An 11,644-nucleotide genomic window follows, 5' to 3' on the forward strand; every position below is an offset into this window, starting at 1 on the left:
CTCGCTCTGGAGCTGCGCTCGGACAATGAAAGCTTGGTTCGCGAAACTCTCGATCCAGCACCGGCTGGTCGGAGCACTCGGGCTGCTCATCGTCTGTCTGCTCCTCGTCGGCGGCGTGGGCCTGCACGCCGTCGGCGATCTCGCCGAGGACCAGATCCGCCTCGGCAACGGCACCCTGCCCAGCGTGCGCTACGCCGGCGAGCTGCGCGGCAACGTGATCGACGTGCGCGTCAGCGTCGTGAACCACATCCTCTATCCCGAGGCCGCCCACATGCGGGCCGAGGAGGCGGCCCTGGCGAAGAAGACGGAGGCGGTGGCCGCCGCGATGCGCAACTACGCGCCGCTGATCGACGGTCCGAAGGAGCGCGCGCTCTTCGACGTGTTCGACCGGGAATGGAAGAGCTACCTAGCGGCGATCCCGGCCGTGCTGGAATACTCGCGGACGGGCCGCAAGGATCTGGCGCTGCGCGAGAGCTTGGTCGGCGTCCGCCCCCACATCAAGGCGGCCTCCCAGGCGCTCGAGGAGATCGTGGCGCTCAACAACGCCAGCGGCGAGACGGCGATCGCCCAGGGAGCGGCCGCCGCCTCCGGCGCGAAGCGGCTCATGCTGGCGATCGGCGCCATCGCCCTCGTGCTCGCGACCGCGCTCGGCGCGCTGATCGTGCGGAGCATCGCCGCCAGTGTCCGCGCCGTGCTGGAACCGATGCGGCGGCTGGCGGCCGGGGACCTCGCGGTCGCGATCCCGCACCAGGGGGAGCGGAACGAGATCGGCCAGATCGCCGACGCCGTGCAGGTCTTCAAGGATTCGGGGATCGAGGCGCGGCGGCTGGCCGCCCTTCAGGCCGAGGCCGACGCCGCCAAGATGCGCCGCGCCGAGCTGCTCGACCGCATCACCCGCGGTTTCGAGCGGGAGGCCGGGGCGCTCACGGACGAGCTGACCGCCGCCGCCACCGAGATGGAGGCGACCGCCGCCTCGATGACCGAGATCGCCGCGCAGACCAACACCCTCGCGGCGAGCGTCTCGGTCGCCGCCGAGCAGACCTCCGGTAACGTCCAGCAGGTCGCGAGCGCGACCGAGGAGATGGCGGCCTCCGTGCAGGAGATCAGCGGGCAGGTGACCCATTCGGTGGAGATCGCCGCCTCGGCCATCGCCCGCGCGCAGGAGACCGGCACCATCATCCGGGAGCTGTCCGACAGCGCCAACCGGATCGGCGCGGCCGCCGGCCTGATCTCGGGCGTGGCGAGCCAGACCAACCTCCTCGCCCTCAACGCCACCATCGAGGCGGCGCGCGCCGGCGAGGCCGGCCGCGGCTTCGCGGTGGTGGCCGCCGAGGTCAAGACGCTGGCCGAGCAGACGGCCCGGGCGACCCAGGAGATCTCCGCCCGGATCGGCGCGATCCAGTCCGCCACGCGGGGCGCGGTGGAGGCGGTCCACGGCGTGAGCCGCACGATCGACGACATGTCGGGCATCGCCACCCACATCGCCTCGGCGATCGAGGAGCAGGGCGCGGCCACGCGCGAGATCGCGCGGAACGTCCAGGCGGCCGCGCACGGGACCCGGCAGGTCACGGGCCATATCGGATCGGTGCGCGAGGGGGCCGGCGAGACCGGATCGGCCGCGACGCAGGTTCTTGACGCCGCGCGCACCCTCGCGGTCCGGTCCGACGGGCTCAGCCGGGCCGTCCGCAGCTTCCTGGACGAGGTCCGGGCCGCCTAGAGCTGCGCCCGATCGAGGCGCGACGGGGCGATCGCCGAGCCCGTGCCGTCCGCGGTGCGGGCCGCTCTCCCGCACGGCAGAGGGGGCATGGCGAGGCTGCCCCGCCGGAGCGTCTGTCTCCCGGATCTATAATCCGGAACGGTGCACAACGACCGGGACCGCCGCCCGCGTGGGGCCTCGGCGCGCCGGTCGGCCCGGGGATCGGGCCGCCACGCCCGCGCTCAGTTGCAGCCGTCGCAGATGCTGCGCTCGATCTTGTTGAGCCGGGCGCGCTCGTGCTCCTGCACGGCGCGCGGCGGCACCTCGCCCGGGCCGAGGGACGTGCCGGGGGGTTTGGTCACGCCGAGGCTGTTGGTGTTCGGCGCCGTGATCGTCGTGGCCGGGCCGCCGCCCGTCCCGGTCTGGTCGGGCGCCAGGCCCTGGGCCGCGAGGGTGGCCGGGACGGCCAGGCTCAGCAGGGCCAGGCCCGCGGAGCGGAAGAGGGTTCGGGTCATCGTACCTCCCGTCGTCGAGCGCGCGTGAAACAGCTTGGCAGTATCCGTCGCCTCCCGAAACCGCCTTCGTCCAGTCGTGAGCCGGATGGCTCCACTATCCACCGTAATCCGACTGGCCGATAGAGTCCCGACTGCGCTCGGAGCGATCGCTTGGCGGACCGGTTCGGCTGCCGGCCCGGTCAGTCCGATCCGATCGCGCGATCATCGGGCGAAATCTATCCGGTCAGATCTTAGTCGATCGCTAATAAATATTAGCTAAGTATTTACAAGAGCGGGATCGGGTCCCGTCGGGAGCGGATCCGGGAACAGGGAGCCTCGCATGTGCGTCGCGTGTGACTGGGCGCCCCATTTCCAGGCCTTCGGGGGCGGGCGCGCCGTCAATCGGCGCGCGGTGCTGCGGTCGGGCGCGGCCATCACCGCGACGGCGCTCGCGCTGGACCTCGTCCCGACGGGCGCCCGCGCCGAACCGGGGAGCGGCCGCGCGGCCGCCGCGGGGCCCGCCGACGTCGTGTTCCACAACGGCCCCGTCTACACGGTGGCGGGGCCGGCCCCCTGGGCCGAGGCGGTCGCGGTGCGCGGCAACACCATCGTCCATGTCGGTGACGCGGCCGGCGCGCTGGCGCTGGCCGGCCCGGCCACGCAGGTGGTGGATCTCCAGGGCCGGCTGCTGATGCCCGGCTTCGTCGAGGGCCACACCCACCCCTTCCTCGGCGCGTTCCTGACGTCCGGGGTCGACCTGCAGCGCGAGAACCTCGCCCAGGTCCTCGCGGCCATCGAGTCCTACGCGAAGGCGCATCCGACCGGGCCGATCCGCGGCTTCGGGTGGCGCGTCGACATGTTTCCCCCGGAGGGCCCCAACCGGGCCGAACTCGACGCCATCCTGCCGGACCGGCCGGCCTTCTTCTTCGCCATCGACGGGCACAGCCTGTGGGCCAATTCCAAGGCGCTGGCGATGGCCGGCGTCGACCGGGACACGCCCGACCCGATCCCGCGCTTCAGCTACTACGCGCGCGACCAGAAGGGCGACCCCACCGGCTACGTGCTCGAGGTCAACGCGGTCCTCGGGCTGGTCAACGCCGTGGAACCCATCAGCGTCGCCGCCATGGGCAGCCTGCTGGAGGGCTGGCTGCCCAAGGCCGCGGCCGCCGGCATCACCACGGTCTTCGACGCGGGCGTCCCGCCCGTCGGCAGCGATCAGGCCGCCATCATCGCGCTCTACGTGGAGGCCGAGAAGCGCGGCACGCTGCCGTTCCGCGTCTCCGCCTCCTACTCGGTGAAGTCGCTGCCGATCGACGACACGGTCGAGCAGTTCAACGCCGTGCGTCGGCAGGTCTCCGGCGAGCTCGTGCACGTCGACATCGTGAAGATCGTCGGCGACGGCTCGCAGGGCGGCTACACGGCGTGGCTGATCGAGCCCTACGCCGACATGCCCGACTCGACCGGAGGGTCGCCCTTCACCGAGGCGCAGTGGCACGACCTCGTCGGCGCGGTCGACGCGGCGGGCTTCGACGTCCACGTCCACGCCTGCGGCGAGCGGACCGCCCGCGTCGCCCTCGACGCCATCGAGAAGGCCGTGGCGAACAACCCGGCCCGCGACCGGCGGCACGCCATCGCCCACTTGGTCTATGTCGAGGACAGCGACGCGCCCCGCTTCGCCCGGCTCGGCGTGACCGCGCAGTTCTCGGCCAACTGGTCTTCGGCCGATCCCGACACGCTGCAGAACATGATGGCGCGCTACGGCGCGCGTCGCGCCAGCCGGATGTACCGGACCAGGACGATCCTGAAGCAGGGCGGGCGGGTCTCCTTCGGCACGGACTGGCCGGCGGCCGGCTACGTCTCGACCTACGAGCCCCTCACGTCGATCCAGGTCGGCGTGACGCGGCAGCTGGTCGGCCGGCCGGACGCGCCCGTGCTGAGCCCCGCCGACGAGCGCCTGACGGTCGCGGAGGCGATCCACGCCAACACGATGGGCGCCGCCTACCAGCTCCGCATGGACGACAGGATCGGGTCGGTGGAGGTGGGCAAGCGCGCCGACCTGATCGTCCTCGACCGCAACATCCTGACGATCGATCCGCACGAGATCCACCGGACCAAGGTCGCCCTGACCATGATGGACGGCGTCGTGCGGCACCGGGCCTGAGGAGCTGGCCGACCGGTCAGGGGCCCGGCGCGGCGCCGGCGGCCGTCCCGCCCGGATCCGCGAGCCGGTCCGCCACCAACCGGCAGAACGCCTCGGCCGCAGGCGGCATCGTCCGCCCGGCCTTCTTGATCAGGCAGACCGGACGCTCGAACAGCGGGTCGTCGATCGGCCGCGAACGGAGCAGGGGCTCGGCCCGGATCTCCCGCGCCGCGCCCGGGAGGATCGTCAGGCCGAGGCCGGCCCGGACCATGCTGACAGCGGTCATCATGTAGGTGGCCTCGCAGGCCACGCGGGGCAGGCGGCCCGAGCCGACGAAGGCGCGGTCGACCACCGCCCGCACGCTCGTGGCCGGGTCCATCAGGATCAGGGGGTGCTCGGCGAGCGCCGCGATCGTGACCCGGGGCAGCGCGCCGATCGGGTGATCGGCGGGATAGATCACGTGCAGGGCGTCGCGCGTCCGGTGCAGGACGCCGATCTCCGGATCGCGGACGTCGCCGCCGACGATGCCGAGATCCGCCTCCTCGTCGCGCACGAGGTCGAGCACCCGCTGCGCGATGACGTCCTTGATCCGAAACGTCACGGCGGGGTGCTCGGCGCGGAAGCGGACGATCGCGTCGGACAGCACGCTCGCCGCGAAGGACGGCAGCGTCGCGACGCGCACGACCCCGTGGCGCCGTGCCGCGAGGTCGCGGGTGTCGACCACCACGGCGTCGAGGTCGCGCAGCACCCGCTCGAACACGGGCAGCAGCTCGCGGCCGAGCCGCGTCGGCGCGACGGTGCGGCTGGTCCGGTCGAGGAGCCGCCCGTCGAGCATCTCCTCCAGGCGCTGGACCTGAACCGTCAGGGCGGGCTGCGACAGGTTCAGCAGGGCGGCCGCGCGGGTGAAGCTGCCGACCTGGACGACGGACACGAAGGCCCGGACTTGCCGCAGGCTGAGATCCATAATCTCAGGCTATCGCTGCGATCCGATCTTTTCAATTGTATCATGAAGCCGTCCGCCGTTTCCTGACCCGATACAGGCGCGGATCCGAACCACGCCGGCGCCAACGGGAGGAACGGATGCTGGCCCTGCTCGGCCTGTGCACGATCGCGCTGCTGCTCGCCGCCATCCTGACCAAGCGGATGTCGCCCCTCGTGGCGCTGATCGTCATCCCGGTCGCGGCCGCCCTGATCGGCGGGTTCGGATTCGACACCGGCAAGTTCGTCCTCGCCGGCCTGCAGAGCCTCGCGGGCGTCGTCGGCATGTTCGTGTTCGCGATCCTGTTCTTCGGCATCGTCAGCGATGCCGGGATGCTCGACCCGATCATCGACCGGATCCTCGCCCGGGTCGGCACCCGCCCCACCCGGATCGTGCCCGGCACCACCCTGCTGGCGCTGCTGATCCACCTCGACGGGTCGGGCGCGGTGACGTTCCTGATCACCATCCCGGCGATGCTGCCGCTCTACGACCGCGTCGGCATCGACCGGCGCGTCCTGGCCTGCGCCGCCTCGATGGCGGCGGGGGTGAATTTCCTGCCCTGGACCGGGCCGATGATCCGCGCCTCCGCGGCCCTCAAGCTGCCGATCCCCGAGATCTTCTCGCCCCTCGTGCCGGTACAGGCGGTCGGGCTCGTCTTCATCTTCGCCGCCTCGTACTGGCTCGGCCTGCGGGAGGAGCGCCGTCTGGCCCTCGTCCCCGGGGCGACGGGGTCCGCGGGGGCCGCGCCCGGCCCGGCCACGACCGCCCGGACCCTCAGCGACGCGGAGCGGGCCCTGCGCCGGCCCGACCGCTTCTGGATCAACATCGTCCTCACGGCCGCGGTCCTCGGGACGATGGTGTTCCTGGCCGAGAAGGTGCCGCCGGCGCTGATGTTCATGCTCGGCACGGCGCTCGCGCTGGTCATCAACTACCCGCAGGTCGACGCCCAGCGGCAGCGCGTCGACGCGCACGCCAGGGCCGCGATCCTGATGGCCTCGATCCTCCTCGCCGCCGGCGTGTTCACCGGGATCATGCAGGGCACCGGCATGCTCAGGGCCATGGCCCAGACGGCCGTCACCTTCGTGCCTCCCGAGATGGGGCGCCACATCCCGTTCGGGCTCGGCCTCGTGTCGATGCCCCTGTCGATGCTGTTCGACCCGGACTCGTTCTACTTCGGCGTCCTGCCGGTGGTGGCGGAGGTGGCCCACCAGCTCGGCGTCCCGCCGGTCCAGGTCGCCCAGGGGGCGCTGCTCGGCCAGATGACGACGGGCTTCCCCGTCAGCCCGCTGACGCCCGCGACCTTCCTGGTCTGCGGCCTGACCGGGATCGACCTCGCCGACCACCAGAGATTCACCTTCCCGTTCCTGCTGGCGGCCTCGGTGGTGATGACCCTCGCCTGCGTCGTCTTCGGCGTCTTCCCCATCTGAACCCCTCTGACAGCGGAGAGCGCGCCATGAGAACCGTCCGCCTCGGCGCCGGCGCCGGCTATGCCGGAGACCGCATCGAGCCCGCCGTCGAACTCGCCGAGCGCGGCGACCTCGACTACCTCGTGTTCGAGTGCCTCGCCGAGCGCACCATCGCGCTGGCGCAGCAGGCGAAGCTGCGCGACCCCGAGGGCGGCTACGATCCGCTGCTGGAGGCGCGCCTGCGGGCCGTGCTCGGGCCGTGCCGGGCCCGCGGCATCCGCATCGTCACCAACATGGGCGCCGCCAACCCGGTCGCCGCCGCCCGGAAGGCCGGGGCGCTCGCGCGGGAGATGGGCCTCGCCGGCCTGCGGATCGCCGCGGTGACCGGCGACGACCTGCTCGACGCGGTGCGGGCGGGCGACTTCGTCCTGGAGGAGAGCGGCGAGCCGGTCGCCGGCCTCGGCAACCGCGTCGTCTCGGCGAACGCCTATCTCGGCGCGGCGCCGATCGTGGCCGCCCTCGCGGACGGCGCCGACGTGGTCATCACCGGCCGCGTCGGCGACCCGGCCCTGTTCCTGGCCCCCCTGGTGCACGCCTTCGGCTGGGCGATGAACGACTGGGAGCGCCTGGGCCGCGGCACCCTCGCGGGCCACCTCCTCGAATGCGCCGGCCAGATCACCGGCGGCTACTTCGCCGATCCGGGCTGCAAGGACGTACCGGACCTCGCGCGCCTCGGCTTCCCCATCGGGATCGTGGCCGAGGACGGCACGGTCGAGATCACGAAGGTCGCGGGCTCGGGCGGCCGGATCAGCCTCGCCACCTGCAAGGAGCAGCTGCTCTACGAGGTGCACGACCCGGCGCGCTACATCCAGCCGGATGTGGTCGGCGACTTCTCCGAGATCGAGATGGAGCAGGTCGGCCCCGACCGCGTCCGGGTGCGCGGCGCGACGGGCGCGCCGGCGACGGGCCTCCTGAAGGTCTCGGTCGGGTACGTGGATTCCTATATCGGCGAGGGGCAGATCTCCTACGCCGGGCCCGGCGCCCTGGCCCGCGGCCGGCTCGCCCTGTCGGTGGTGCGCGAGCGCCTCGCCCTCACCGGCGTGGCGACGACCGAGCTGCGCTGCGACCTGATCGGCGTCGACGCGCTCCACGGCGCGGCGCTGTCGGGCGGGCGGGAGCCCTACGAGGTCCGCCTGCGGGTCGCCGGGCGGACCGATACCCACGCCGAGGCCGTGCGGATCGGCAACGAGGTCGAGACGCTCTACACCAACGGCCCGGCCGGCGGCGGCGGCGCCTGGAAATCGGCCCGCGAGGTGGTGGCGGTGCAGTCGGTCCTCGTCCCGGCCGCCCTCGCCCGGCCGCGCGTGCACGTCGTTGAAGCCTGAGAGCCGGGAGACCCGAGGATGAAGCTGCGCGCGCTCGCCCATGCCCGCACGGGCGACAAGGGCAACACGTCGAACATCGCGCTGATCGCCTACGACGCGGCGGATTACGAGCACCTCGCGGCGCACGTCACGGCCGAGCGGGTGTGGGCGCATTTCCGCGGGATCGTGACCGGCGACGTGACCCGCTACGCGCTGCCGAAGCTCGGGGCGCTGAACTTCGTGCTCACGGGGGCGCTCGGCGGCGGCGTCACCCGCTCGCTCGCCCTCGACGCGCACGGCAAGGGCCTCGGCGCCGCGCTCCTCGATCTGGATATCCCGGACCTCGGCGCCGGCCGAGCCGCACGCGGAAGCCCGAGACCGTGAGGGTCGAGGCGGCCGCGGCCTGATCGCGATGCGGGTTCGAACCAGAGGCCGCCCATGACCGTTGACGGTCGTTCAGCGTGACCGTTCGAAGAGCCCAGATGGACCGCCCCCGCCGCGTCGGACTGCCCTGGTACACCCCGGAGCAGTACCCAGCCCTGCGCACCAGCCTCGCGGACGGCGCCAAGCTGCCCCCCGACTACGAGACCTGGCGCGTCGCCACGGAGCAGATGGAACGGGAGGTGCAGCGCAGCGGCGTCGAGGTCGTGCGCGTGCCGGTCGAGCCGGAGATCTTCGCGGCGTGGTGCGAGCGCGCCGGGCTCCCGCGCGACGCCGCGGCGCGCGCCCGGTACGCGGCCGCCGCGCTGGCGGCAGACTGGGCCGTCTGAGAGCGGGCGCCCAGCCGGGCCTCGATCCGGGCCTCGAGCCGGGCCCCGAGCCGGGCGTCGTTCGGCGGGCCCCCGCGCCCGCGTCACGGATCACGTCGATCCCGCCATCCCTGCCGGGTTGTCCTGCGAGGACTAGCACATCGCAGTAGAGAGGTTGCGCGCAACTCTTTTCTTCCGATCTCACGCGCCTCGTCCCGACGGGGCGGTCCGGGTAAATCTCGCAAATTAGAATTATTACATGTTGATTTTGTCTCTGATCTGCAACTGAACTGCCGTTATAGGCTCACAGGCGGGCTTGACCTATTGCGTTCCTGTGCGGCGACCGCACAGATGGAGGTCTCGCAGCCGAATCCGACCGCGGCGGCTGCAGCGCCCAAGAGTTGCCTGCATGTGCGTCGATTTCGCTCCCGCTCCGTCCGATCGACCACAGAAGCGCCTCCCGTATTGGGGGCCGCTCCTGCTGTCGGCGGCCGTCGGTATCTCGTTGCCCGCCGACGAATTGGCCGCGCAGCCGGTGAGCGGCGGACAGACTGCTGTCACCCTCGACGAGATCCAGGTTGTCGGACAGGGAGGATTGTCGCCCAACACGGCGACCGGGCCGGTCAACGGTTACGTCGCCAAGGCGAGCGCGTCCGGCACGAAGACGGACACGCCGATCATCGAGACGCCGCAGACGATCAACGTCGTGGGCGCCCGTCAGATTCGCGACGAGGGGGCCTCGACGCTGGCCGAGGCCCTGGCCTACACGCCCGGCCTGAGCAGCCAAGCCGTGGGCGGCTTCGCCAAGGTCTCCGACGGCTTCACGATCCGCGGCTTCACCGTCGAGGCGGGCAATTCGGGGCTGCTGCGCGACGGTCTGAAGCTGCAATCGGGCGTCTATGACGGGACGCAGGAGCCGTACGGGCTGGAGCGCCTGGAGGTCCTCAAGGGCGCGGCGTCGATCCTGTACGGCCAGCTCTCGCCCGGCGGCATCGTCAACGCCGTCAGCAAGCATCCGCTCCAGACGCCGTTCAACGAGATGAATGTCAGCTTCGGCCAGTACAATCGCAAGGAAGTGTCGGGCGATTTCACCGGACCGCTCACCGACGACGGCGCGTGGTCGTACCGGCTGACCGGGCTGATCCGGAACAGCGACAGCTATCTCGCGTACACGCCCGACGACAAGCGCTACATCGCGCCCGCGATCACGTGGCGGCCGTCGACGGCGACCTCCGTCACGCTGCTCGGCTACTATCAGGAGATCCACACGCGCTTCCAGCCGCCGCTCTCGGCGGTCGGCACGCTGCTGCCCAACGGCCGGTTCCCCCGCTTCGCCATCGACCGGTTCTACGGCGAGCCCGCCTTCGACCGGTACGATTCCCGGTCGGGCGCGATCGGCTACCAGATCGATCACGCCTTCTCGGACTCGGTCCGGCTGCGCCACGCCCTGCGCTACTACCAGTCGGGGGTCGACTGGGACTACCTGACCCCGACATCCCTACTGGCGAACCGGCAGGTCGCGACGCGCGGCGTCAGCATGCGCAATGAGAACGCGACGGGCGTGGCGTCGGACACCTCGCTCGAGACGAAGTTCGTCATCGGCCCGACCGCGCACACGCTGCTGACTGGCATCGACTACTACCGCAGCTTCCTGAACTCGGAGCGCTACACCAACGGCACCGTCGGCAATCTGAACGTCTACGCCCCGGTCTACGGCCTGACCTACCCGCGGATCAATTACGCGATCAACACCGGCTCGAAGAGCCTGCTCGACCAAGTCGGTATCTACGTCCAGGATCAGGTCAGGTTCGACCGCTTCGTCTTCCTGGCCGGCGGCCGCCAGGACTTCGCGCGCACGCAGGTCCTCACCTACCGCACCGGCGCGCAGCTCGATCAGAACGACAGCGCCTTCAGCGGGCGGCTCGGCCTGCTCTATCTCGGCGATTACGGGCTGGCGCCCTACGTCTCCTACAGCCAGTCCTTCCAGACCTTCGCGGTCACCGACCGGAACGGAAATCCCTTCCAGCCGTCGCTCGGCGAGCAGTACGAGGGCGGCCTGCGCTGGGAGGTCCCGGGCGCCGACACCCTGCTCAGCGCCGCGTTCTACCGGATCAACCAGACGAACGCGCTGGTGGCGGACCCGGTCAACCCGGTCTTCAGCACGCAGGCCGGGCAGGTCCGCTCGCAGGGCTTCGAGGCCGAGGCGCGGACGAATTTCGGCCCGCTGGAGGCGGTCGCCTCCTACTCGTACACCGATGCCCGGCAGACGCGGACCACGGTCGCGGCGAACTTCAACCAGCGCCTCGACCTCGTGCCCTACAACCAGGCTGGCCTGTTCGGCACCTACGACATGGGCCTATTCGGGATCCCGGGCCTGCGGCTCGGCGGCGGCGTGCGCTACGTCGGCAGCTCGAACATCTCGGGCGCGACCTTCGACTCGCGCGCGGCGACCCTGTTCGACCTCGTGGCGCTCTACGATTTCGGCGTCGCCGACCCGAGCCTCAAGGGATGGCGCGCCCAGATCAACGCCCGCAACGTCCTCGACCATTCCTACGTCACCTGCGTCACGGTGAATGGCTGCCGGTACAGCGAGCCGCGCAACGTGTTCGGGACCCTCACATACCGGTGGTGAGCCTCTCGCCGGCGGTCGCCCCCACGCGGGGCGGCGGGTCCGGACGCGGCGGGACCGCGCCCGGGCATCCGCGTCGGACGGCCGCCGTGACCCCGCCAGCGTCGGCCCCGGCCGGATCGGCGCGCGGTCCCTGATCCGACGCATCCCTGCGCCCGCCGCGGACCGGACGCACCGCGCGCTCCGG

The 11,644-nt window shown here is 71.7% G+C and carries 9 protein-coding genes; 7 read left to right on the top strand and 2 right to left on the bottom strand.

The window, feature by feature from the left end; genetic code table 11:
* The first annotated feature begins 25 nt into the window (after positions 1 to 25).
* A complete protein-coding gene (locus ABIC30_RS27320; RefSeq protein WP_103985626.1) occupies positions 26 to 1,717 on the top strand; it encodes a methyl-accepting chemotaxis protein in 1,692 nt (563 codons plus the stop codon).
* A gap of 221 nt (positions 1,718 to 1,938) precedes the next feature.
* Here ABIC30_RS27320 and ABIC30_RS27325 read toward each other — a convergent pair whose 3' ends face one another.
* On the bottom strand, positions 1,939 to 2,211 hold the full coding sequence (locus tag ABIC30_RS27325; RefSeq protein WP_020094328.1) for a hypothetical protein: 273 nt from the start codon (positions 2,209 to 2,211) through the stop codon (positions 1,939 to 1,941).
* 319 nt (positions 2,212 to 2,530) lie between these two features.
* Between ABIC30_RS27325 and ABIC30_RS27330 the strand changes: the two genes are divergently transcribed.
* Positions 2,531 to 4,351: an amidohydrolase gene (locus tag ABIC30_RS27330; protein WP_020094329.1), complete on the top strand. Its 1,821-nt coding sequence runs from the start codon at positions 2,531 to 2,533 to the stop codon at positions 4,349 to 4,351.
* A 16-nt stretch (positions 4,352 to 4,367) separates the two neighbouring features.
* On the opposite strand, the gene ABIC30_RS27335 is transcribed toward ABIC30_RS27330, so the two are convergent.
* A complete protein-coding gene (locus ABIC30_RS27335) occupies positions 4,368 to 5,294 on the bottom strand; it encodes a LysR family transcriptional regulator (RefSeq protein WP_020094330.1) in 927 nt (308 codons plus the stop codon).
* A gap of 116 nt (positions 5,295 to 5,410) precedes the next feature.
* On the opposite strand from ABIC30_RS27335, the gene ABIC30_RS27340 reads away from it, so the two are divergent.
* From ABIC30_RS27340 to ABIC30_RS27360, 5 genes are all read left to right on the top strand, one after another.
* Positions 5,411 to 6,736 carry a CitMHS family transporter gene (locus ABIC30_RS27340; RefSeq protein ID WP_103985625.1) on the top strand — a complete coding sequence of 442 codons (1,326 nt, stop codon included), beginning with the start codon at positions 5,411 to 5,413 and terminating at the stop codon, positions 6,734 to 6,736.
* Between the two features lie 26 nt (positions 6,737 to 6,762).
* Entirely contained in the window at positions 6,763 to 8,100 is a 1,338-nt protein-coding gene (locus tag ABIC30_RS27345) for an acyclic terpene utilization AtuA family protein (RefSeq protein ID WP_234081393.1), read from the top strand.
* Between the two features lie 18 nt (positions 8,101 to 8,118).
* Positions 8,119 to 8,463 carry an AtuA-related protein gene (locus ABIC30_RS27350; RefSeq protein WP_020094333.1) on the top strand — a complete coding sequence of 115 codons (345 nt, stop codon included), beginning with the start codon at positions 8,119 to 8,121 and terminating at the stop codon, positions 8,461 to 8,463.
* Positions 8,464 to 8,561: 98 nt separating this feature from the next.
* Positions 8,562 to 8,849: a DUF8829 domain-containing protein gene (locus ABIC30_RS27355; RefSeq protein ID WP_020094334.1), complete on the top strand. Its 288-nt coding sequence runs from the start codon at positions 8,562 to 8,564 to the stop codon at positions 8,847 to 8,849.
* A 574-nt stretch (positions 8,850 to 9,423) separates the two neighbouring features.
* Positions 9,424 to 11,460 carry a TonB-dependent siderophore receptor gene (locus ABIC30_RS27360; RefSeq protein WP_020094335.1) on the top strand — a complete coding sequence of 679 codons (2,037 nt, stop codon included), beginning with the start codon at positions 9,424 to 9,426 and terminating at the stop codon, positions 11,458 to 11,460.
* Positions 11,461 to 11,644 lie beyond the last annotated feature (184 nt).

The organism is Methylobacterium sp. 1030 (genome assembly GCF_040544715.1).
GTDB lineage: Bacteria > Pseudomonadota > Alphaproteobacteria > Rhizobiales > Beijerinckiaceae > Methylobacterium.